This is a genomic window from Granulicella sp. dw_53 (assembly GCF_018449545.1).
GTDB lineage: Bacteria > Acidobacteriota > Terriglobia > Terriglobales > Acidobacteriaceae > Edaphobacter.
Window position 1 is genome coordinate 429,877 of the sequence record NZ_JAAVUR010000002.1, and the last position, 20,993, is coordinate 450,869.

Sequence of the window (20,993 nt, forward strand, 5' to 3'; positions counted from 1 at the left end):
GAGGGTTCTTGGATCCCACCCTTCGCAAAGTGCGCGAAGGATGGGGCACCCGGGCGTTTTTGCCTGGGTTGGGAGGGCGACGGCTGAAGGGTTGTGGTGTTGCGTAAAGTTGTGGTCTTGCGTAAAAAGGCCGGCTCGCTTGTTGGCGAGCCGGACTTTTTTGAGCAGTGTTTTTGGTGAGGCGGTTTTATTTGGGTTGGGGGGTGGTGCGGAGGTAGGGCTTGACGGTCTTGTATCCGGGGAAGGTTTTGTCGGCTTCCTCGTTGGAGACTGCTCCGGTGATGATGACGTCGCCGCCTTGCTTCCAGTTGGCCGGGGTGGCGACCTTGTGCTTGGCGGTGAGCTGCATGGAGTCCAGGACGCGGAGGATCTCGTCGAAGTTGCGGCCGGTGGTCATGGGGTACATGAGCTGGAGCTTGATCTTCTTGTCGGGCCCGATGATGAAGACGGTGCGGACGGCCTGGTTGTGCGCAGGAGTACGGCCCTCGGAGGTTCCGGTCTCTTCGGCGGGGAGCATGTTGTAGAGCTTGGAGATTTTGAGGTCGGTGTCGCCGATCATGGGGTAGTTGACCTTGTGGCCGCCTACGTCTTCGATGTCGATGGCCCACTTGGCATGGTTTTCGACGGGGTCGACGGAGAGGCCGATGATCTTGGCTCCGCGGGCGGCGAACTGCGGCTCGAGGCCGGCCATGGTGCCGAGCTCGGTGGTGCAGACGGGGGTGAAGTCCTTGGGATGAGAGAAGAGTACGGCCCAGGAGTCGCCGATCCAATCGTGGAAGTTGATGGTGCCTTGGGTGGTTTCGGCGGTAAAGTCAGGGGCTACATCGTTAATGCGTAATGAAGACATGATGGGTAGTTCTCCTCGAACAACGTTCCTTCAGATTCAGTTTAAGGGCCAGGAGTGCAGTGTATCCAATGGACCGGCCGAATGCTGACCGTTGTTTTAAGTGTAAACGAAGGGGTGCGGGAGGGGATTTTGGGGCTAGACGACGGGGGAGACGGGGTGGTTGCCGGGTTCGGCGGTGACTTCGGGGGCGATGCGGTGGGCCTCGTGGAGGCACTTTTCGGTGGCGGCGGCTTCGATCTCGGAGTTTATTTCGGCTCCGAGGAGGAGCATGAGGCCGGTGATGTAGAACCAGGTCAGCAGGATGATGACGGCTCCGAGGGAGCCGTAGGTGAGGGAGTAGTTGTCGAAGAAGTGGAGGTAGACGCGGAGGATGAGTGAGGCGGCGATCCAGCCGAGGATGCCTATGGCTGCTCCGGGGGTGAGCCAGTGCCAGTAGCTGGCTTTGACGTTGGGGGCGAAGTAGTAGATGACGGCGAAGAAGAGGGTGACGAGGGCGATGGTGATGATCCAGGCGATGGTCTGGAGGGTGATGATGGCGGAGTTGCGCAGGAAGTGGTGGTAGATGTGGGCGCGGGCGACGCGGGTGAGGAAGTCTCCGGCGAGGAGGGTGGAGAGGGTGATGGTGTTGATGATGGCGAGCAGGAGGGTGACGAGGATGGCGGAGCCGCGGGCCTTCCAGTAGGGACGGGTCTCTTTGACCTTGTAGACAGTGTTGAGGGTGTCCTGGATGGCGGAGAAGCCTACGGAGGCGGACCAGAGGGCGGCGACGAGGCCGAAGGTGACTTTGCCGCTGGTGGCGGCGGCGGAGGTCTGGTTGAAGGTGTCGAGGACGATGTTGAAGGCGGCGTGCGGGATGACCAGGGCGAGGTAGTTGAGCAGCGCGATGTAGATGCTGGAGGCGCTGCGGGCGACCAGGCCGAGGATGCTGGCGACGCTGACCAGGGTGGGGAAGAGGGCAAAGAGGAAGTAAAAGCCTAGTTCGGCGGCGCGGCTGAGGAGGTTGTCTTCGTTGAAGGCGTGGAAGGTGCGCTTGAGGATGACGCGGACGGAGGCTCCCTTGAGATCCCAGAGGGAGTGGAGGGGCGAGGCTGAGACGTAGTCCCAGATGAGCTGGGCCTGGGGGTTGAAACGGCCGATGGTGTGGTCTTTACGGTTGGGGATCACGGGTCACGTCGAGGCCGTACTTGAATGGTGCTACAGGTGTAGATGCGTGGTTTGGGCTGAATGGGTTTACTTAGGCGTAATGTCTCTTATGTCGGATGTAGTTTGAGAAGCATCTAACTGTCAGGAGCTTGCTCGCATGGCAGATCTTTGGCAGAACAGGCCCTTTTTCGTACGAAAGTTATCGGAGTTGGCGAAGGTGGCGCAGGAGAGTCACGCGCTTCCCATGTCTGGCGAGGCTCGTCCGCTGGAGCTGCTCGACGGTGGTGAGGCGGGCGTGACCTTTATTGGGCACTCTTCGTTTCTGCTGCGGATGGGCGGAAAGAATGTTCTGGTGGACCCGGTGTTTGCGACGCGGTTGGTCGTCTTGCGCCGACGCCGGAGGCCGGGGTTGGTGCTGAAGGAGATGCCGGCGATCGATGTGGTGCTGATTACGCACGCGCATATGGACCATCTGAATCTTCCTTCGCTGCGGAGGGTGGTGCGGGCGGCGAGGCGTTTGCGGAGGAGCGCTCCGGAGGTGGTGGTGCCGCGAGGGGTGAAGGATCTGGTGGTGCGGCTGGGGTTTTCGCGGGTGAGGGAGATGGAGTGGTGGGAGGAGCAGGAGGTGCAGGGGCTGCGGGTGACGATGACTCCGTGCCGGCACTGGGGGGCGAGGCTGTTCCGGGATACGCACAGGGGGTTTGGCGGGTACTGCGTGTCAGATGGGGTGGTGTCGGTGTATCACTCGGGAGATACGGCTTACTTCGATGGCTTCAAGGAGATTGGCCGGAGGCTAAGGCCGGATGTGGCGCTGATGCCGATTGGAGCCTACTTCCCGGATACCTCGAGGGCGGTTCATACGAGTCCGGAGGAGGCGGTGCGGGGGTTTCTCGAGACGGGCGCGGAGTGGATGGTGCCGATGCACTATGGGACGTTCCGGCTGGGGCGCGAGCCGATGGAGGAGCCGGTGGAACGGCTAGAGGCGGAGGCGTTGCGGCTGGGGATCTCGGAGCGCGTGCGGGTGCTGGAAGAGGGGGAGACGATGAGGGTGGAAGAACGTGGAATGCTGGAGCCGACAGAGCACAAAGAGTTGTTGCGTCCTTCGCTATAACGGGTGCATCCTATGGGGCATATGACAACTTTAGCGGTGGATGCCAAGGCAAGCGGGACGATCACGTTCGGTCACCTTACGGTGAATCGGTTGGGTTATGGAGCGATGAGGATCACCGGCGACGGGATCTGGGGTGAGCCTAAGGACGCTGAGGAGTGTAAACGGGTACTGCGGCGGGCCGTGGAGCTTGGGGTGAACTTCATCGATACGGCCGACTCGTATGGGCCGGAGGTGAGTGAACGGCTGATCGGCGAGGCGCTGGCTCCGTATACGAAGGATTTGATCATCGGAACGAAGGCTGGGTTTACACGGCAGGGTCCGGGGTTGTGGGCGGTGGTGTCGCGTCCGGAGTATCTGCAACAGCAGGTGGAGATGAGTCTGCGGCGTTTGAAGCTGGAGCGGATCGACCTGTGGCAGCTACACCGGATCGATGCGAAGGTGCCGGTAGAGGAGTCGCTGGGCGTGATCAAGAAGCTGCAGGAGCAGGGCAAGATCAAGGATGTGGGGCTGAGCGAGGTGTCGGTGAAGGAGATCGACCAGGCGCGCAAGGTGATTGAGATTGTGAGCGTGCAGAACAAGTACAACATGGAGGATCGCGAGGCAGAGGATGTTGTGGACTACTGCACGAAGAACAAGCTTGCGTTCATTCCGTGGAATCCGATTGGGGCGGGCCGATTGGCGAAGCCGGGCGGGAAGCTCGACGAGGTAGCGAAGCGGCATGGATTTACGGTGGGCCAGTTGTCGATTGCGTGGCTGCTGCACCGGACGCCGATGATGCTGCCGATTGCGGGAACCTCGACGGTGAAGCATCTGGAAGAGAATGTGGCTGCCGCCTCTGTGAAGTTGAGCGAGGCGGAGTGGGATGAGATTGAGGCTGCTTCGAAGTAGCTTTTGAAGGTGGATTACAAGGGCTGCGCGGAGGCGTGGCCCTTGCTGTTCGTGTAGGCGGTTTGTTGCATCGGAGAGATATGGTCACGGATGAGTTGAGTGGGACGTTTGCGCTGGGTGGGGATCTGGTGGTGAACCGGCTGGGATATGGAACGATGCGTCTGATTCCAGATGGGGCGTGGGGTCCGCCGATGGATCGGGTGGAGGCGACGAAGATACTGCGCCGGGCGGTGGAGCTGGGAGTGAACTTTATCGACACGGCGGATGCCTATGGCCCACAGGAGGTGGAGCGGCTGATCGGGGAGACGCTGGCTCCGTATGCGCCGGGGCTGGTGATTGCGACGAAGGGCGGGATGGCGCGGCTGGGTCCGGCGAAGAGCGAGCCGTTGGGGCGGCCGGCGTATCTGCGGCAGCAGGTGGAGATGAGTCTGCGGTATCTGAAGCTGGAGCGGATCGAGCTTTGGCAGTTGCACAGGATCGATCCGCGGGTGCCGGTGGAGGAGTCGCTGGAAGAGGTCGCGAAGTTGCAGGCGGAGGGAAAGATTCGGCATGTGGGGTTGAGCGAGGTGGGGGTGGAGCAGATCGAACAGGCGCGCAAGGTGGTGCCGATCGTCAGCGTGCAGAACAAGTACAACCTGAGCGAACGGAAGCATGAGGCGGTGGTGGAGTATTGCGAGGCGGAGGGGATCGGGTTTATTGCCTGGTATCCGGCTGCTGCGGGGAAGCTGACCGCGCCGGGAGGCAAGCTGGATGCGGCGGCGAAGGCGAGCGGCTACTCGGTGAACCAGGTGTTGCTGGCCTGGTTGCTGAGGCGAAGTCCGGTGATACTGCCGATTCCGGGGACGTCTTCGTTGAAGCATCTGGAGGAGAATGTGGGCGCAGCGGCGGTGCGGTTGGGGGATGCGGAGTGGGCGGAGATTGAGGCTGCAGCCGGGTGATTTCTCATTCCCAAAAAGGGCTACTACCTTTGGGGGATTCCGTGGTCCTAGTTAGAGATTGGTAAACTTCGTGTTGTTATGACTAACACACCCGCTATGACCATCGATCGCAACGAGCTCTTCAAGCTGGCCTGTCCCACCCAGGAAGACACCCCATTTTTCAACCACTGCATGAGACTGGCGAAGTCCAGAGGCCTGTCGTGGGAGGAAGCGCTGGAGTACACCATTGAGATGCGCGGCACGGACCGCATTTAGCTGCCCCCCTGAGGATGCGGGACGCTCTGGATGGAGAAGGGTGAAGAGGTTCGCCCCGGCTCTTCCCATTTTGGAATATTGCTTGGAATGAGATTGCGGTTTATCCGATACCAGAGGTGCGCCACCGATTCCGGTGGCTTTTTTTATTTGGCGGGGAGGGCCGGTGCGGACTCGAGGCCTGCGGACCAGTAGTTGGTGCGGGCCGAGACGGTGAGCTCAGGGTGTTGGGGGAGGCGGACTTCGAGCTTGTGCAGGCCGGGTTGGGGGGATGCGGGTTGGAAGGTGAGTAGGTAGCGGTTGCGGATGTGGGTGGCGAGGGTGCCCAGGTCTTCGTCGAGGCTGTGCTGATCGTCGAAGGTCGCGGCTTCTCCTCCGGTGAGGGTGGCGATGCTGGCGGCTAAGTTCTTGCGCATGGCACCCAGGATGAGGCCGAGTGGCTCGCTAATGCTGAAGTAGTTTTGACCGATGCCGAAGACCGGTGGGTTGAGGTGCGGAGCATCCTTAAATGCGTTTTTGAAGGAGGCTTTCTCAGGCGAGAAGGTAAGGGTGTAGATGGCGGTGTTGGTCTCTGCGGTGGTGCGGAGGATCTCTTGGAGGGGCGTCTTGCTGCCGAGGTCGGTGGGCTGCGAGATGAGGAGGATGGCGCGGCGGTTGGTGGCGGGTTGACTGTCGAGGAGGCGCAGGGAGTATGAGAGGCCATCGAGGATGGCGGCTCTGTCGTCGCCGGGCTCGGGGTGGTTGATGGCGTCGGTCCACTCGGCGACGTTGGAGGTGAAGGGTGAGGCGGCTTCGGGTTTGCTATCGAAGTTGACGATGGAGACCTGGTTTTTGGAGCGAGGCTTGGTGTCGTGTTGGAGCAGGGATTCGAGCATGGTTTCGAGGGCGCGATAGTGCTCGAACTCACGGATGGCGGCGCCGCCGGTTTGGATGAGGACGACGAGGGAGAGGGGTTGGGTGGAGGAGGGTTCGAGTCTGATCTGTTGGGGGATGGTGTTGTCGGTGAGGAGGAAGTCACTGGCAGTGAGGGTGTAGACGACGTCTTTGCTGGTGGTCTGGACGAGAGTGGGGACTACGACGAGGGTGGTGGTGGTGCGGAGGGTGGTCTCCTGCGCGAGTCCGGTGGCTGCGAAGGTGGTTAGCAGAGCGGCTTGCAGGATGGGGCGCATGTCGGGTTGGACTCCAGCGTTATCGGGTTGTTAGGAGGTTTTTCCGTGAATGACGAGTGATGGTTTGGAGGTCTGAATGAAGTCCTTGATGCGTCTTTACTTGGGGGGTGGGACTGGTGAAGGATCGGGCTCTGCGGACCAGTAGTTGGTGCGGGCTGAGACGGTGAGCTCCGGGTGTTGGGGGAGGCGGACTTCTAGCTTATGCAGGCCGGGTTGGGGGGATGCGGGCTGGAAGGTGATCAGGTAGCGGTTGCGGATGTGGGTGGCGAGGGTGCCGAGGTCTTCGTCGAGGCTGTGCTGGTCGTCGAAGGTGGCGGCTTCGCCTCCGGTGAGGGGGGCGATGCTGGCGGCCAGGTTTTTGCGCATGGAGCCGAGGATGAGGCCGAGGGGTTCGCTGAGGTTGAAGTATCCCTGGATAGGGCCTGCGGCGGGGTTGACGACGATGGGTGGGTTGAGGTGCGCCTTGTCTTTGAAGGCGTTCTGGAAGGCGGCCTTCTCTGGGGAGAAGGTGAGGGTATAGATGGTGGTGTTGGTCTCGGCGGTCGTGCGAAGGATCTCTTTGAGGGGCGTCTTGCTACCGACGTCGGTGGGCTGGGAGATGAGGAGGATGGCGCGGCGGTTGGTGGCGGGCTGATCGTCGAGCAGGCGGAGGGAGTAGGAGATGGCGTCGAGGATGGCGGCTCCGTCGTCGCCGGGCTCGGGGTGGTTGATGGCGTCGGTCCACTCTGCGACGTTGGAGGTGAAGGGGGATGCGCCTTCGGGTTTGCTGTCGAAGTTGACGATGGAGACCTGGTTTTTGGAGCGGGGCTTGGTGTCGTGTTCGAGGAGAGACGCGAGCATGGTCTCGAGGGCGCTGTAGTGCTGGAACTCGCGGATGGCAGCGCCGCCGGTCTGGATGAGGACGACGAGGGAGAGCGGCTGGGTGGAGCTTGGCTCGAGTTTGATCTTCTGCGGGACAGCGTTGTCGGTGAGGAGGAAGTCGTTGGCGGTGAGGGTATATACGACGTCTTTGCCGGTGGTCTGGACGAGGGTGGGGACGACGACGAGGGTGGTGGTGGTGTGGAGGGTGGTGTCCTGCGCGAGGGCGGCCGCTGTGAGGGTGGTCAGCAGGACGGCATGGAGGAGGGGGCGCATGTGGGTTGGACTCTAGCTTATGGGTGCCGTTAGAGGACTGCAATTTTCCTCTTGAGTGGGTTTGAAGTTCGTTCGGGTCCTTGCGGTTTTGCAGTGTCGTTTTTAGCCGTTATCCCATACCGGGTGGACCGCAGATCGGAATAAATTGACTTTGATCGTGTTCGGTAAGCGAGCATCTTGAACCTGCCGTGTTATCCGGTCACTGAATGGAGCTGATAGTTCGCTCTGGATCGAAGCAGTGAGAAATCTGTCTGACGTTTGTGAGCCGGAAGACAATCAAGCGGATGTTAGAGCGGCGATGGCTGCGCGTTCTACGTTCCTTAACTTCAAGGAGGATATCGCATGCATTCTTTTAAACATTTGTTCTTTGGAATGGCAGTCATTGCGTCCGCTGGTTCGATCGCGGCGCATGGCGCTACTCTGTGCGTCAACTCGAATGGATCCGACCGCTGTTACAACACCATCTCGGAGGCGGTTACTGTGGCGGCACCGAACGATCAGATCAACGTTGGTCCTGGGACGTATCGTGAGAGCGTCTTGATTACCAAGCCGCTGTCTCTGAATGGAAACAATGCGATCATCGATGCTTCGGGTCTTAGCAGAGGCATCTTTGTCAACGGAATGGCAGCGGCGAAGCTGGCGCAGGTTCACATCTCCGGCTTCACTGTCCGGAAGGCGAACTTCGAAGGCATTCTTATTGCAAATGCGTCTGCGGTTTCGGTCTCGGACAATGTGATTCTGGACAACAACCGTTCGCTAGCGGGTGTTACCTGTCCGGGCATCGAGGCTTTCGAGCCAGGGGAGCAGAATGATTGCGGCGAGGGCATTCACCTTCTGGGGGCCGATCACACCATCGTGACGCACAATACGGTGCGGGGAAATTCAGGTGGGATTTTGCTCTCGGACGATACGGGGCCGACGCACGATAATCTCGTGAGCTTCAACAACGTTATGGACAATAAATTTGCCTGCGGAATTGTGCTGGCCTCTCATGTTCCAGCAACTGTCGCGGGGAGTTCCGTGCCGCCGGGAGTCTTTCACAATACGATCTTTGGGAATCATTCGGAGCATAACGGCTTCGAGGCCGGTGGTGGTGCGGGTATCGGGATCTTCGCTTCGATCCCAGGGGCTGCGTCGTATGGCAATGTCATCGTGAATAACTTTCTCGATCGGAGTGGACATCCGGGCATCGCTTTACATGCTCACGCGCCGGGTCAGAATTTGAACGACAACATGATTGTGGGCAACACGATCTCTGATAACGGTGCGGACACGGCCGATGCCGCGACGCCTGGACCTACGGGCATCAATGTGTTCTCGGTGGGGCCAGCTACCGGAAATATCATCTCGGGGAACTCGATTCAACGCGAGACGGATGATGTTGTGGTCAATGATCCTGCGCTGGTGCAAGTACAGTTCAACAACCTGCTTGGGCGGGATGTTGGAGTGGATAACATCGGCACCGGGACCGTGGATGCCGTCTGGAATTGGTGGGGCTGCTCGAATGGTCCTGAGTCGAGGAGGCTCTGCTCTGCGACTGGTGGCCCGAACGTGATCGCTTCGCCGTGGCTGGAAGTTGCCGCGCCGGTGCAGGCGAACTTCTAAGCGATCCTTGCTTGGTATGAATGCGAAAGCGGCGACTCTCTTCAAAAGAGTCGCCGCTTTGCTGCCTAGGCCAGGACAAACTTTGAGTTTCTATTCTGTCTGTCGGTGAGGAGGAAGTCGTTGGCGGAGAGGGTGTAGACGACGTCTTTGCCGGTGGTCTGGACGAGGGTGGGCACGACGACGAGGGTGGTGGTGTGGAGGGTGGTGTCCTGCGCGAGACCGGTTGCTGTGAGGGTGGTCAGCAGGGCGGCTTGGACGAGGGGGCGCATGTGGGGTTGGACTTGGATGGGGCTCGGTCGTCAGGGACGCTAGGCTGCGAGCTTCTTAGTGAGACGAGGTCTTGGCTTTATGGGCACTGGTGCGGCATGAATTTTGATGGTGGCTTTGAGTCCAAGACGGCTCGCGTAGGTGAGCAATTTCTCGATGCTGATCTTCGAGGTACGGCCGTTCATCAGGTTGCTGACTTGCGGTTGATGTTCGTCTAGGAGTCGGCAGAGATCGCGCTGCGTGTGTCCAGCGGTATCAATATGGCGACGAATAGCGAGAAAGAGATCGCTCTTCACTTTGAGTTGAAGCGCCTTTTCAGGACTAAAGCCGAGATCGTCAAAGACGTTTCCGCGTGTGATGTGGCTAGGCTTTGTTGATTCGCTTTTCATTTTTCTTCTCCAAATTGATTCGTCGAAGGACGTTCGAGAGCCTTCTGGAAGCTAATTGCAAATCGGTCTTTGGCGTCTTTCTTGACGACTTCTCGAAACAGTGAAGGACATGAATCACATTGTCTATCTTCGACAGGTAGAGCGTGCGATACCAGGTGCGACGATCCTGAAGCTTGAGTTCGAAGACCCCCGCGCCTACGGACTGCATAGGTCTTGCGTCGCAGGTAGGACGTTCTCCCTGCTGCATCGCACGAAGTGCATCACCAAATTCTCCGCGAATGTCTTCCGGGAAGCTACGTAGAACTTCGAGAGAGTCGCCTTCCCATACTATGACTGCGATGGGTGACGGAAGAGCGGCAGTCATTCAGTTTATATAACATTTTATATATGCGAATACAAGGGAACCTTTCCCTGCTTGTTTATTCAGTCTTCCAGCCGGGTTTGGATTTGTTTTGTTCATTTTGTTGTTTGAGCCAGGTGTAGAGGGGTTGGAAGTATTCGAGCATGGGGGCGGCGTCGAGGTGGTCGGTGCCGGTCATTTGTTTGAGGGTGATCTGCCAAGGTTGGGACTGGCCGGCGGCGAGCATGGTGTTGAGTTTGTCGCCTGCGGCTTTGCTGCCGTAGAAGGTGCAGCGGTTGAGGGGGCCTTTGTAGCCGGAGGCCTCGCACATGGCCTTGTAGAACTGGAACTGGTAGACACGGGCTAAGAAGTAGCGGGCGTAGGGGACGTTGCCGGGGATGTGGTATTTGGCTCCGGGATCGAAGTCGGCCTCGGTGCGGGCTACGGGTGGGGCTACGCCCTGGTACTTCTCCCGGAGGGCCCACCAGGCCTTGTTGTAGTCGGCGGGTTTGGTCTCGCCGGAGAAGACCTGCCAGCGCCACTTGTCGATGAGGAGGCCGAAGGGGAGGAAGGCGATCTTGTCGAGGGCGGTGCGGAGCTGGAGGGGGATGTCGGCTTCGGGCGGAGGGATCTGGTCGATGAGGCCGAGCTGCTTGAGGTAGGCGGGGGTGATGGCGAGGGCGACCGAGTCGCCGATGGCCTCGTGGAAGCCGTCGTTGGCGCCGTTGCGGAAGAGGAAGGGCTGCTTGTTGTAGGCGCGCTGGTAGATGTTGTGGCCTTCCTCGTGGTGGATGGTGGTGAAGTCGTCGGCGTTGACCTTGATGCACATCTTGATGCGGAGGTCTTCGACGTTGTCGAGGTCCCAGGCGCTGGCGTGGCAGACGACCTCGCGGTCACGGGGCTTGATGAACTGCGAGCGCTGCCAGAAGGTGTCGGGCAGCGGCGCAAAGCCGAGGGAGGTGTAGAAGCGCTCGCCGTAGCGGGCCATGGCTTTGCCGGCTTCGAGCTCGGTGGCGGGCTTCGTGCCGGAGTTGATCTGCTGGTTGAGGGCGGATTCGAGGTCGTACATCTTGAAGGTAGTGAGCCTGGGGTCGGTGGGGGCGACGATATCGTAGATATTGCCCCACTCCTGCGCCCACATGTTGCCGAGGAGGTGCGCGGGGATCATGCCGTCGGGGCGGGTAGCGGCGGCACCGTATTTTTCGATGAGCTTGAAGCGGACGTAGGCGTGGAGCTCCTGGTAGAGCGGCTGGAGCTGGGACCAAGTGCGTTCGAGCTCGGCGGAGAACTGGGCGGGGGTCATGTCGTAGTTGGAGCGCCAGAGGTCGCCGGTGTCTTTGAAGCCGAACTCGGTGGCTCCCTGGTTGGAGAGCTGGACGAGGCGGGCGTACTTGTCGCGCATGGGAGGGGCGATGGAGTGCCAGCCCTGCCAAAGCTCGAGGAGTTCGAGGGGCTTGCGGGACTTGGCCATGAGGACGTCGAGCTCATCGATGCCGAGGCAGCTTGAGTCCGTGGTGGTCTTGAGGGAGTTGGTGGTGGCGAGGTTGGTGCCGCGGCAGTACTTGCCTTTGCCGTACATGCCGTCGAGCGAGGCGGCGACCTGGGTGAGCTCGGCGACGAGCTTGGGATCGGTGGGAGAGCCGTTGAGGCGCAGGAGCATGAACTTGCGGGCGAGGTCGGGTGGGAGCTGGAGCTTCTCGAAGCGGCGTGCCTGGAGGACGATCTCGTTGGTGCGGAGGGCGAAGCGCTCGTTGGCCTTGGAGTTGATGGCCTCGGTGTCGTCGGTGATGTAGGTCTCCTGGACCCAGGCGGCGCGGCCGGCCTCGTTGGACAGGGCGAGGAGGTCCGCCTCGGCCTTGGCCATGAAGGCCTGGGCCTCTGCGACGGTGGGGGGAGCGGGTTTCGCGGTTTGCGCAGGAAGGGTGGCTGAGAACGCAAGGAGCGTCACGGCAAGAAAAAACTGGGGGAATCGCATGGCGGGAGTTTACTGGAGCGGCGGAGAATTTGCGGAACTAAGATGCGTGGTATGACCAATTTCGCGTAGGATTTCCCGGTGCGTTGAAACGCATATGGAGGCGGGATGAAGGTTGCGGCGATTCGGATGGCGGCGGTGGCGGGTGCGGTATTGGGGATGACGGCTGCGGGCTTGGCTCAGGCGAAGGGCCCGGCGTGCGGGGTGGTGCAGCGGTTCGGGGCCAAGGGGGACGGGGTGACGAAGGATACGGCGGCGATTCAGGCGGCGATCGACAAGTGCGCTGCAGGGCCGAAGAGTGCCGGAGGAAAGGGTTGGGCTCCGGGGCGGGTGGTGCTTGCGGGTGGAACGTTTCTGACGGGGCCGATTCTGTTGAAGTCGGGTGTGGTGCTGACGATTGAGGCGGGGGCGACGCTGTTGGGGTCTGTGGACATGGCGGACTATCCGAAGGTGAAGTTTGCGCGGCAGACGACGGTGCAGCCGCTGGTGAGCGCGGTGAATGCGGAGGATGTTCAGATCCAGGGTGGCGGGACGATCGATGGCAACGGCAAGGTGTGGTGGGACTATGTGAAGGGCGTGAAGGAGGCTGGCGTATTGGGGAACGATCATCCGAGGCCGATGGGCGTGGTCTTCGACCACACGAAGCATGTGCGGATGGAGGGCGTGACGGTGCAGAATGCCGGGTTCTGGCAGATCGTGCCGTACTACGCGGATGATGTGGTGTTCCGCAATATTCGGATACTGGCGCCGCACTCGCCGAATACGGACGCGATCGATCCGTTCAGCTCAAGCAATGTTGTGATCGACCATGTGTTTTCGAGCGTGGGGGATGACAATATCGCGATCAAGTCGGGAGCGATCAACTCGCCGGGGCCGGATGCTCCGAGCAGGAATATTACGATTACGGATTGCACGTTCGAGCATGGACATGGGCTTTCGATTGGGAGCGAGATTGCCGGGGGTGCGCAGAATATTCATGCGGAGCGCATCCACTTTAAGGGCACGGACAATGGGATTCGCATCAAGTCGAATCGCGACCGCGGAAACGATGTCAGCAATATTTCGTTCAAGGACATCACGATGGAAGATGTGAAGGTATCCATTTTGATCAGCGAATACTATCCGAAGGCTTTGCCGGAGGGTGAGGTGGCGGCGGAGCCGGTGCAGCGGCTGACGCCGCACTTTCATGACATTACGATCGAGAATCTGAAGTCGACGAATAGCGATTGGGCGGGCGTGATTATCGGATTGCCGGAAGCTCCGGTGAAGGATGTTGTGATGAAGAATGTAAGCATCGAGGCGAAGAAGGGGATGCAGATTGCATTTGCTACTGTTTCAGGAACAAATGTGAACGTGAAGGCAGCGGAGGGCGAGGGAGTTCAGGTGAACAAGACCGCTACGGTGACAATGGCAAAGTAATTTTTGTAACTTTATTAGGCGCTTTTGATGGGATCGAGCGCGGCCTCCACTTCGGCCGCGCTTTTTCCTGTGATACGAAAGGTCTTGGAGCGCCGGGTAGCGCCGGTGAGAAGGACGATGCGCGCAGTGGGGAGGTGCAGGGCGTCGGCCAGGAAGGAGACAAGGGCCTCGTTGGCGCGACCGTCTACGGGTGGGGTGGTGAGGGAGATCTTGAGGGATTCGTCGTGGATTCCAGTGACAGCGTTCTTGCGGGCGCCGGGGTGAATGCGGACGGAAAGGGTGCAGCCGTTAGGGCTATCTTGAGCAAACATATTTGTAGCTTATCCGGTATCTATTTGTTGGAGTGTTCGGTGATGATGAGGGCCTTGGCGGGATGGGCTCCAATACAGAGGTACTGTCGCGGGGTATTGGCATCGATCCAAAAGACGTCGCCGGTATCGAGGTGATGGCGCTGGTTGGCGATGGCGATCTGAAGGCGGCCTTCGATGACGTAGAGGAACTCAGTACCGGTGAAGACCTTGGGAGTGAACTCGCAGTTTTCGCCGGAGGGAAAGAACTCAGCGAGGCAGGGCGTCATGTGGCGGTCCGGGATGAGCGCGCTGAGACTGCTGGAGAGGAAGCGTGAGTTTTCCTTCTGCTTGCTGGTGACGTAGATGCGGTTCTTGTTGTCGAGGCGGCGGAAGGTGACTTTGTCCTGAGGCTGGAAGAAGAACGAGAGATCCTTCTCGAATACGAGGGCGATGCGCGCGAGGTTGCGAAGAGTGGGAACCACGCGGCCTGTCTCAAGTTGAGAGAGAAAGCTGGCAGAGAGGCCAGCGAGCTTACCGAGTTCGACGAGCCCCATGGAGCGCTTGAGGCGGAGACGGCGGATGCGTTCGCCGATGAGCTTTTCGTCGATCTGCTGCTCGATGCGAGCAGGGTCGACGATCTCCACTGCGTTCGCTTCAGGCTGGTGCGTATTGGTGTCTGTTTGGTGAGCTATTGCTTGCGACATTTCGGGGAGGACCTCGGACGGGATTTTCTCATGTGATGTATTTGAAGACGCGAGGATTCATAGTGAACGGACCGAGTCGATATTCGTAAGACTGTGTTCCATTCGATAGTGAAGGCTGCGGCCAACATATTCGAAGAGTATCAAGTTTGAGAAAAAGACTTGTAACAAGTTTGTCTATGCGATGTCGATAGTTTGTCTGCGCAATCTCGATTAAGGTTGTGAGTATTTATTGCGAAGGTAATTGCAATTTTAAGTTGCAAGATATTTGGAATAAAGGAATAAACGAGGGGTTTCTTTGTTCAACGGCAGAAACGCTGTCTGGCTGGGCCTCAATGCGTTTTTTTCGCAGAGCACAATGAATTGATGGGCTTTAGTAAGGAGCAGCGAATCCGAATAGGAGTTACTTCGAATTACTATGAGCCAATCTATCCATGAGATACACGAAGTTAGTTCCCTATCGCCTACAGACGAGCAGACCGCAGAAAAAACAATTTCGATTGCAGAGTATCTTCTGACGCGTCTTGCTGAGGCCGGCGTACGTCATATGTTTGGAGTACCTGGTGACTTCAATCTCTGGTTTCTTGAGAAGACCGTCCAGGATGAACGGATTGAGTTCACTGGTTGCTGCAATGAATTGAATGCTTCTTATGCGGCGGATGGTTGCGCGCGGCTCGCGGGCATCTCGGCGCTTGCGATCACGTATGGCGCGGGCGAGCTTGCGTCTCTCTCGGGGCTCGCAGGAGCCTATGCTGAGCGCGTTCCGATCGTGTGCATCAATGGAGCGCCGCCGCTGTATGCGGTGAAGGAGAGGGCTCGTCTTCATCACTCGCTTGCAGACGGCAACTTCGACAACATGATGGCGTGTTATCGCGAGTTTACTGTCGCGCATACGCGCGTCGAGCCGTTGCGTGCGAGAGAAGAGATCGATCGTGTGCTGCGGGCCTGTGTGCTCGAGAAGCGTCCCGTTTATCTGCAGCTTCCTTGCGATGTTGCCGCTGTTCGCGTGCCTGCGATTACTGCGCCGCTCGATCTCGATCCGCCTGCCAGCGATCCGGGACAGCTCGAACATGCGGTGAAGCGAATTACAGAGCGCCTGTTGCAGGCGCATAGTCCTGCGCTTCTGGTGGACGTGGATGCTGACAGGTTCGGTCTCACCGAGGTGCTGGTGAAGCTGGCTGAGGCGTGTGTTATTCCCATGGCGTATTTGATCCCGGCGAAGGGTGTTCTCGATGACACGCATCCACTGGTGCTGGGGATGTATCGCGGTGCAGCATCTGCAGAGAAGGTGAAGGAGGCTATTGAGGGATCGGACTGCCTTATCTGCATCGGAGCGCGTTTCACCGATGTATCGAGCGGCTACTTTAGCCAATCCTTGCGTGAGGAATTGCTTATCGACGTTCGGCCATACTCGGTCAAGCTGGATGGAGAGACGTTGAGCGGCGTTCAATCGAAGGAGTTGCTGGTAGGACTTCTGCTGGCGTCGCCGAGTGGCATCGCGAGCCTTTCGGAGCCGTCGCATACGCCTCCGCAGCAGACGCCGTTCCAGGTGGGCAAACCGCTTACGCAGACGAGCTTCTGGCAGCATATGGGAGGCTATCTGCGGCCGGGAGACGTTGTCTCGGCGGATATTGGAACGTGTTTCTTCGGGAGCGTTGGGTTGCAGTTTCCCGAGAACGTTACCTTCGTCGCACAACCTATCTGGGCTTCGATCGGCTATTCGCTTCCAGCGTTGTTGGGTTCGTGTCTTGCAGCGCCGGAGCGTCGACAGATCCTGTTCATTGGCGATGGTGCGTTTCAGGTTACGGCGCAGGAGCTGTCGAGTCTTCTACGGCGGAACCTGAAGCCGATCATCTTCCTGATCAACAATGACGGCTATACGATGGAGCAGCTGATCTATGGAGCCGACTCAATCTACAACGATATTCAGCCTTGGCGTTACTCGCAGCTTCCTGCAGTGTTCGGTGCTGCGAGTGCTTCGACGAGTCATGTCGTTGCGACCGAGGACGAGCTTGAACGGGCTCTGCATGCGGCGCAGTATGCGGATACGCTGACCTTTATCGAGGTGGTGTTGCCGCGAATGGATGCTCCGGAGCCGTTGCTGCGCTTCTCGAAGAAGGCAGCGGCTTTTGACCTTCCCAAGGTTTATCAGGAGATCGACTGATTTTATTTCGCTATTGCGCGGCTGGTGGGTAGGTTCGTTTGCCGAAGAGTGCGGTGCCGACGCGGACGCAGGTGCTGCCTTCTTCGATGGCGACTGCGAAGTCGTTGGACATTCCTATGGAGAGCTGGGTGAGCGTGGGATGGAGACGCTGCTGCTGGTCGCGAAGGCCGCGGAGTTGGCGGAAGTAGGAGCGGGCGGATTCGGGGTCTTCGGACCAGGGCGGAACGGTCATGAGGCCGTGAGGTTCGAGGTGGGGAAGTTCGGCCAGAGCGTTGAGGAGGGTGGGAAGATCTTCCGGAGCGAGGCCGTGTTTTGACTCTTCGTGGGAGAGTTTGACCTCGATGAGGATGGGAAGCTGTTTGTTGAGGGCCTGAGCGGCGGTGTTGAGGCGCTGGGCGATCTTGAGGGAGTCGACGGTGTCGATGGAGTGGAAGAGCTCCGCGGCGCGGTTGGTCTTGTTGGATTGCAGAGGACCGATGAGGTGGTATTCGGCGTCGGCGAGGGAGCTGAGGGAGGCTGATTTTTCGGCGAACTCCTGGACTCGGTTTTCGCCGAAGAGACGTTGGCCTGCGGCGTAGGCTTCGAGGATGACTTCGACGGGATGGACCTTGCTTACGGCCATGAGGGCGATGTCCGTCTCGGAGCGGTTGGCGCGGCGAGCAGCGTCGGCGATCTGGTCGTGGAGGCGTTCCAGGTTTTGTGCGATGGACATGCTGGGATCAAGTTTACTGTGTGACGTCGCTTGAGTTCGACTCGGGAGAGTTTAGGGCTGCGGTACTCCGCTGGCGGCGGCGTCGCGGGCGGCTAGCTTCTCGCGGTGGCGGCGGATGTAGTGGGCGGCGATGTCGGGGTAGAACTCGCGAACGGAGGTGAAGGCTACGTCGCGCATGGCGGAGTAGCCGAACTTGGTGGCGAGGACTCCGAAGCTGGTTGCGCCGGTGGGGTAGTAGTAGCGGGAGATGACCTGGGTGAGGACCTTGCCGCCGAGCCCTGCGATATTGGGAGTTTGGCGACCTCCATAGGTGCGGGTGACTCCCTGGCGGCTGATCACGTAGAGCGCGCGGGTGGTGATGCTGTGGCCTTTGCCGAGGGCGTAGAAGCGGGTGTCTTCGTGGAGGATGCTGGGGAGAAGCCATGCGCCGAGGTAGCTGCCGTCGGTCTTATCGAGGAAGCCGCGCCAGGTGTAGGCGTAGAAGCCGCTCATGCCCTTGCCGAGGACGGGATGGGAGTTGAGGCCTTCGGCGGAGGCGGAGGTGATGACGAGAAAGATGAAGGAGGAGTAGTCGAAGGCTTGCCGGGTGGCGACTTTGAAGTTGTATTTGAAGGAGGGTGGAGGCGGCTGGGCTCCGCTGCCGACGGAGCGGAAGTTGGGCATGAAGCCGAGGATGCGTTTGGGCTGTTGGCGGTCCAGGGGGATGGGGTTGCCGTGGGCGTCGAGCTCCAAGGTCAGGGGAGCCTTGGTCTTGGTTTTGGGCTTGTCGCTGTCTTTGGCAATCTGCGCGGTGTCTTGCTGGCTGGCTTGCGGCTCGTAGCCCGCGGGATAGAGGCTGTAGTCGAAGGGGTCGGTAGAGGAGGAGGAGTAGGCCGCGGGGGCCGAGGCGGCTGCAACGAGGAGCTCAGGGGATGGTGAGGGCGCGTCCGGGAGCGCTGTCTGCTGGGCGAAGGCACTGGCAGACAGACATAGGACTACGGAGAGAAGGTAAGTCTGCAAGTACACCATCCTGAATAGCGAAAGGGGAAAGCCCGGAGCTGAGTGGGTATCCTGGGGTTAGACACCTACGAGTGAGTAAAGTTTTCCCTGTCGTATGATTATGCGGGAATAGATCGCCGGGTGGTGTGTTCTGTCTAGACCCCCTCCCCCCGGGTATTTGGGATAAACTCCTTATTCCAATGGGTTTAGTGGGGGACTTTTTTTAGGTGGAGTTTCTTGCGATTCGCACTGTTTTGGGATGGATTGGGAAAGAACTTTGTTTCGGCCGCTCTGAGCGGTCTCTTGCTTTGACTCTTACTTCTATTTTATTGGTTGGGGCATAACTTAAGTGCCACTTGGATGTCGTTGATTGTTATTGGGTTAGGTGGTTTTGGGGCTTGACAGGTGTTTTTGTTGGTTTTCTGGGAGGCGTAGTTGTAAGTGGGGGTAGATAGCTGTTTAGCGGTGGGGTTGCGGAGAGCCTGGATTGGGTGTCCCGGTCGATGAGAACTGAGATGTCAAAAGACTGGAACCTGGGGCAAAACGGGATGGCCCCTTTCGGTTATTAAGTCGCACTCGGTGGTCGCCTTCTCTAAGCAGATTGAAATGCCCTTTCCCCTGAGCCAATATCGATTATGCAACCTTTTGCACGCAAGTTGCTGATCTAACAGGCGTTTTATCTTTTGGTCCTGATATTTTTTTGTTTAAACTGCGACATCACTCATTTTGTAGCACTGAAAGGATTGTTGATGAAGCGCAGTTTTTGTCTAGGTCTACCACTTGCCGCTCTGCTGATCGTATTGATGTCGTCTGTAGGTGCACAGGCCGATGTTCTGTACACATTCCACGGCAACAATTTCAATGGTACGCATGACAACACTTTTTCATTCACCGAGTCTTCCCTTATAACGACAACGGGATTTTTCGAGACCTCCTTTGTCATTGACGGAACTACGTTCACGAACGGTTTTTTCGATGCTGGCTCGGATTGTTTCGGGTTTAGCCAATCGTTGGTAAACGCCTGCGATGGCTTTACGTCCGGGGTCAGTTTTTCAGGTCGTTTTCCAGGGGCCACCACGTTTGGAACATTTAAGATCGACGGCGGAGGTTGCAATATTGGAGGAGGCTCGCTGGTCTGCGAGCTCCTTTCTTCGCTCACGATCTCGCCGGTGACCGCCGTTACGCCTGAGCCTTCCAGTCTCATCCTTCTAGGGACAGGAGCGCTGGGTATTGCTGGAGCAATACGGCGTAGAGTTACCGGTCGGCGCGGACTCTGAGTTGGGTTTGTTGAATCCCCATGAAACGTAATCTTCGCTTGACCTTTATCAATACGGGAGGTTGAGTGTCGGGCTTGCTCGGCTGGGTTGGGTGTTTACGTCCCACCCTTCGCAAAGGCGCGAAGGATGGAGCACCCGGGCTTTGTGGGTTGGGGAAGGAGAACAGTTGGGCTTTGGTGGTTGGGGAAGGAAGGCGGTCGGGCTTTGCCCGATACCCCACCCTATTTGCGATGAGACTGCAAAAAGGATGGGGCACCCGCTTTTGGGGCTGACCCATTTACTTTCGTGATGACTCGCTTTGGGGCTGGCCTATCACTCCCGTGATGGCCCAGCTTTTGTGGCTGGCCTATCACTCACCCCGTGATGACCCGTCTTTGTGGCTGGTTTTAGTGGCCGTGTTCTTCGAGGTATTTTTCGGCTTCCAGGGCGGCCATGCAGCCTGAGCCGGCGGCAGTGATGGCCTGGCGGTAGCGGCGGTCCTGGATGTCTCCGCAGGCGAAGACGCCGGGGAGGATCTTGCCGTTGAGGGTGGTGTAGACGTTGTTCTGGGTGAGGATGTAGCCGTCTTCGTCCAGGTCGAGCATGCCTTTGAAGGCGCGGGCGTTGGGGATGTGGCCGATGCCCAGGAACATGAAGGAGACGGGCAGGATGGACTCTTCGCCGGAGGCGCGGTTCTTGATGCGGAGGCCTTTGACGTCCTTCTCTTCGACCCCGAGGACCTCTTCGACGGTGGTGTTGGAGAGGAACTTGATCTGAGGGTGGGCCATGGCGCGGTCGAGCATGATCTTGCTGGCGCGGAAGGTCTCGGTTCGGTTGATGAGGGTGACCTTGGAGGCGAAGCGGGTGAGGAAGAGGGCCTCTTCCATGGCCGAGTCGCCGCCGCCGATGACGGCGATCTCCTTGCCGGAGGAGAAGAAGCCGTCGCAGGTGGCGCAGGAGCTGACACCGTGGCCGATGAGGGCCTGCTCGGAGGGCAGGTTGAGCCAGCGGGCGCTCGCGCCGCTCGCGATGATGAGGGTGCGGGTGTGGATGATGTCCTTACCGACGCGGAGCTCGATGGGGTGCTTGGAGAGATCGACGCCGTCGAGGTGGGACATGCGAAGCTCGGCTCCGAAGCGGGTGGCCTGCTGCTTCATGTTCTCGATGAGCTCTGGGCCCTGGATGCCCTCGGGCCAGCCGGGAAAGTTTTCTACCAGCGTGGTGATGGAGAGCTGCCCACCTGGCTCATGGCCCTCGAGGACGAGGGGGTTGAGGTTGGCGCGGGCGGTGTAGATGGCGGCGGTGAGACCTGAGCAGCCGGATCCGAGGATTACTGTATCGCGAGTCGTGATGTCGGGCATATTGGCTTCCATAGTGTAAATGCGCCGGGCGAGGAAAGGATTCATGAGGGCGGATTT

21 protein-coding genes are annotated in these 20,993 nt (G+C 59.1%); 9 read left to right on the forward strand and 12 right to left on the reverse strand.

From position 1 onward, the window contains the following. Positions 1 to 187 precede the first annotated feature (187 nt). Entirely contained in the window at positions 188 to 847 is a 660-nt protein-coding gene (locus HB393_RS04750) for a peroxiredoxin (RefSeq protein WP_213803993.1), read from the reverse strand. Between the two features lie 135 nt (positions 848 to 982). Continuing rightward, positions 983 to 2,011, reverse strand: coding sequence for a YihY/virulence factor BrkB family protein (locus HB393_RS04755; RefSeq protein WP_345945037.1), 1,029 nt, complete (start codon positions 2,009 to 2,011; stop codon positions 983 to 985). Positions 2,012 to 2,147: 136 nt separating this feature from the next. On the opposite strand from HB393_RS04755, the gene HB393_RS04760 reads away from it, so the two are divergent. The 4 genes from HB393_RS04760 to HB393_RS04775 all read left to right on the forward strand — a co-directional run bounded on the left by HB393_RS04760 (position 2,148) and on the right by HB393_RS04775 (position 5,182). Next, positions 2,148 to 3,101, forward strand: a complete 954-nt coding sequence (locus HB393_RS04760; RefSeq protein WP_213803994.1) for an MBL fold metallo-hydrolase — start codon at positions 2,148 to 2,150, stop codon at positions 3,099 to 3,101. Positions 3,102 to 3,122: 21 nt separating this feature from the next. After that, positions 3,123 to 3,989 carry an aldo/keto reductase gene (locus HB393_RS04765; protein ID WP_213804127.1) on the forward strand — a complete coding sequence of 289 codons (867 nt, stop codon included), beginning with the start codon at positions 3,123 to 3,125 and terminating at the stop codon, positions 3,987 to 3,989. Positions 3,990 to 4,069: 80 nt separating this feature from the next. After that, on the forward strand, positions 4,070 to 4,927 hold the full coding sequence (locus tag HB393_RS04770; protein ID WP_213803995.1) for an aldo/keto reductase: 858 nt from the start codon (positions 4,070 to 4,072) through the stop codon (positions 4,925 to 4,927). A gap of 78 nt (positions 4,928 to 5,005) precedes the next feature. Next, on the forward strand, positions 5,006 to 5,182 hold the full coding sequence (locus HB393_RS04775; protein ID WP_213803996.1) for a hypothetical protein: 177 nt from the start codon (positions 5,006 to 5,008) through the stop codon (positions 5,180 to 5,182). A 143-nt stretch (positions 5,183 to 5,325) separates the two neighbouring features. On the opposite strand, the gene HB393_RS04780 is transcribed toward HB393_RS04775, so the two are convergent. Beyond that, positions 5,326 to 6,348 carry a VWA domain-containing protein gene (locus tag HB393_RS04780; protein WP_213803997.1) on the reverse strand — a complete coding sequence of 341 codons (1,023 nt, stop codon included), beginning with the start codon at positions 6,346 to 6,348 and terminating at the stop codon, positions 5,326 to 5,328. Between the two features lie 96 nt (positions 6,349 to 6,444). Then, complete coding sequence (locus HB393_RS04785) at positions 6,445 to 7,482, reverse strand: VWA domain-containing protein (protein WP_213803998.1); 1,038 nt, start codon at positions 7,480 to 7,482, stop codon at positions 6,445 to 6,447. A gap of 342 nt (positions 7,483 to 7,824) precedes the next feature. Between HB393_RS04785 and HB393_RS04790 the strand changes: the two genes are divergently transcribed. Next, positions 7,825 to 9,087, forward strand: a complete 1,263-nt coding sequence (locus HB393_RS04790) for a right-handed parallel beta-helix repeat-containing protein (RefSeq protein ID WP_213803999.1) — start codon at positions 7,825 to 7,827, stop codon at positions 9,085 to 9,087. 65 nt (positions 9,088 to 9,152) lie between these two features. Here HB393_RS04790 and HB393_RS04795 read toward each other — a convergent pair whose 3' ends face one another. After that, on the reverse strand, positions 9,153 to 9,356 hold the full coding sequence (locus tag HB393_RS04795) for a hypothetical protein (RefSeq protein ID WP_213804000.1): 204 nt from the start codon (positions 9,354 to 9,356) through the stop codon (positions 9,153 to 9,155). A 39-nt stretch (positions 9,357 to 9,395) separates the two neighbouring features. Next, positions 9,396 to 9,743, reverse strand: a complete 348-nt coding sequence (locus HB393_RS04800; protein ID WP_213804001.1) for a helix-turn-helix transcriptional regulator — start codon at positions 9,741 to 9,743, stop codon at positions 9,396 to 9,398. Positions 9,744 to 9,852: 109 nt separating this feature from the next. Between HB393_RS04800 and HB393_RS25060 the strand changes: the two genes are divergently transcribed. Continuing rightward, positions 9,853 to 10,044, forward strand: coding sequence for a hypothetical protein (locus HB393_RS25060; protein ID WP_255550790.1), 192 nt, complete (start codon positions 9,853 to 9,855; stop codon positions 10,042 to 10,044). A gap of 118 nt (positions 10,045 to 10,162) precedes the next feature. On the opposite strand, the gene HB393_RS04810 is transcribed toward HB393_RS25060, so the two are convergent. Then, entirely contained in the window at positions 10,163 to 12,058 is a 1,896-nt protein-coding gene (locus tag HB393_RS04810) for a M2 family metallopeptidase (RefSeq protein ID WP_213804003.1), read from the reverse strand. Between the two features lie 105 nt (positions 12,059 to 12,163). Here HB393_RS04810 and HB393_RS04815 point away from each other — a divergent pair, with 105 nt between their 5' ends. Next, positions 12,164 to 13,474: a glycoside hydrolase family 28 protein gene (locus tag HB393_RS04815; RefSeq protein WP_213804004.1), complete on the forward strand. Its 1,311-nt coding sequence runs from the start codon at positions 12,164 to 12,166 to the stop codon at positions 13,472 to 13,474. A 14-nt stretch (positions 13,475 to 13,488) separates the two neighbouring features. On the opposite strand, the gene HB393_RS04820 is transcribed toward HB393_RS04815, so the two are convergent. Beyond that, on the reverse strand, positions 13,489 to 13,785 hold the full coding sequence (locus HB393_RS04820) for a DUF167 domain-containing protein (protein WP_213804005.1): 297 nt from the start codon (positions 13,783 to 13,785) through the stop codon (positions 13,489 to 13,491). Positions 13,786 to 13,805: 20 nt separating this feature from the next. After that, positions 13,806 to 14,468, reverse strand: coding sequence for an XRE family transcriptional regulator (locus tag HB393_RS04825; protein WP_213804006.1), 663 nt, complete (start codon positions 14,466 to 14,468; stop codon positions 13,806 to 13,808). Between the two features lie 415 nt (positions 14,469 to 14,883). Between HB393_RS04825 and HB393_RS04830 the strand changes: the two genes are divergently transcribed. After that, a complete protein-coding gene (locus HB393_RS04830) occupies positions 14,884 to 16,629 on the forward strand; it encodes a thiamine pyrophosphate-binding protein (protein ID WP_213804007.1) in 1,746 nt (581 codons plus the stop codon). A 10-nt stretch (positions 16,630 to 16,639) separates the two neighbouring features. Here HB393_RS04830 and HB393_RS04835 read toward each other — a convergent pair whose 3' ends face one another. Then, positions 16,640 to 17,341 (reverse strand): YggS family pyridoxal phosphate-dependent enzyme, encoded by a 702-nt coding sequence (locus tag HB393_RS04835; protein WP_213804008.1) that lies wholly within the window; start codon positions 17,339 to 17,341, stop codon positions 16,640 to 16,642. A gap of 51 nt (positions 17,342 to 17,392) precedes the next feature. Next, positions 17,393 to 18,340 (reverse strand): hypothetical protein, encoded by a 948-nt coding sequence (locus HB393_RS04840; protein ID WP_255550791.1) that lies wholly within the window; start codon positions 18,338 to 18,340, stop codon positions 17,393 to 17,395. A 728-nt stretch (positions 18,341 to 19,068) separates the two neighbouring features. Between HB393_RS04840 and HB393_RS04845 the strand changes: the two genes are divergently transcribed. Then, complete coding sequence (locus HB393_RS04845) at positions 19,069 to 19,596, forward strand: PEP-CTERM sorting domain-containing protein (RefSeq protein WP_213804010.1); 528 nt, start codon at positions 19,069 to 19,071, stop codon at positions 19,594 to 19,596. A 386-nt stretch (positions 19,597 to 19,982) separates the two neighbouring features. On the opposite strand, the gene trxB is transcribed toward HB393_RS04845, so the two are convergent. Then, on the reverse strand, positions 19,983 to 20,936 hold the full coding sequence (gene trxB, locus HB393_RS04850; RefSeq protein WP_255550792.1) for a thioredoxin-disulfide reductase: 954 nt from the start codon (positions 20,934 to 20,936) through the stop codon (positions 19,983 to 19,985). Positions 20,937 to 20,993 lie beyond the last annotated feature (57 nt).

What these genes read in the sequence shown, in the direction of transcription:
- HB393_RS25060 (WP_255550790.1), top strand. Translation starts at nt 9,853, where the DNA reads ATGAATCACATTGTCTATCTTCGACAGGTAGAGCGTGCGATACCAGGT.
- HB393_RS04795 (WP_213804000.1), bottom strand. Translation starts at nt 9,356, where the DNA reads ATGCGCCCCCTCGTCCAAGCCGCCCTGCTGACCACCCTCACAGCAACC.
- HB393_RS04775 (WP_213803996.1), top strand. Translation starts at nt 5,006, where the DNA reads ATGACTAACACACCCGCTATGACCATCGATCGCAACGAGCTCTTCAAG.
- trxB (WP_255550792.1), bottom strand. Translation starts at nt 20,936, where the DNA reads ATGCCCGACATCACGACTCGCGATACAGTAATCCTCGGATCCGGCTGC.
- HB393_RS04780 (WP_213803997.1), bottom strand. Translation starts at nt 6,348, where the DNA reads ATGCGCCCCATCCTGCAAGCCGCTCTGCTAACCACCTTCGCAGCCACC.
- HB393_RS04770 (WP_213803995.1), top strand. Translation starts at nt 4,070, where the DNA reads ATGGTCACGGATGAGTTGAGTGGGACGTTTGCGCTGGGTGGGGATCTG.
- HB393_RS04835 (WP_213804008.1), bottom strand. Translation starts at nt 17,341, where the DNA reads ATGTCCATCGCACAAAACCTGGAACGCCTCCACGACCAGATCGCCGAC.
- HB393_RS04820 (WP_213804005.1), bottom strand. Translation starts at nt 13,785, where the DNA reads ATGTTTGCTCAAGATAGCCCTAACGGCTGCACCCTTTCCGTCCGCATT.
- HB393_RS04750 (WP_213803993.1), bottom strand. Translation starts at nt 847, where the DNA reads ATGTCTTCATTACGCATTAACGATGTAGCCCCTGACTTTACCGCCGAA.
- HB393_RS04800 (WP_213804001.1), bottom strand. Translation starts at nt 9,743, where the DNA reads ATGAAAAGCGAATCAACAAAGCCTAGCCACATCACACGCGGAAACGTC.
- HB393_RS04845 (WP_213804010.1), top strand. Translation starts at nt 19,069, where the DNA reads ATGAAGCGCAGTTTTTGTCTAGGTCTACCACTTGCCGCTCTGCTGATC.
- HB393_RS04785 (WP_213803998.1), bottom strand. Translation starts at nt 7,482, where the DNA reads ATGCGCCCCCTCCTCCATGCCGTCCTGCTGACCACCCTCACAGCGGCC.
- HB393_RS04825 (WP_213804006.1), bottom strand. Translation starts at nt 14,468, where the DNA reads ATGTCGCAAGCAATAGCTCACCAAACAGACACCAATACGCACCAGCCT.
- HB393_RS04815 (WP_213804004.1), top strand. Translation starts at nt 12,164, where the DNA reads ATGAAGGTTGCGGCGATTCGGATGGCGGCGGTGGCGGGTGCGGTATTG.
- HB393_RS04810 (WP_213804003.1), bottom strand. Translation starts at nt 12,058, where the DNA reads ATGCGATTCCCCCAGTTTTTTCTTGCCGTGACGCTCCTTGCGTTCTCA.
- HB393_RS04830 (WP_213804007.1), top strand. Translation starts at nt 14,884, where the DNA reads ATGAGCCAATCTATCCATGAGATACACGAAGTTAGTTCCCTATCGCCT.
- HB393_RS04790 (WP_213803999.1), top strand. Translation starts at nt 7,825, where the DNA reads ATGCATTCTTTTAAACATTTGTTCTTTGGAATGGCAGTCATTGCGTCC.
- HB393_RS04760 (WP_213803994.1), top strand. Translation starts at nt 2,148, where the DNA reads ATGGCAGATCTTTGGCAGAACAGGCCCTTTTTCGTACGAAAGTTATCG.
- HB393_RS04765 (WP_213804127.1), top strand. Translation starts at nt 3,123, where the DNA reads ATGACAACTTTAGCGGTGGATGCCAAGGCAAGCGGGACGATCACGTTC.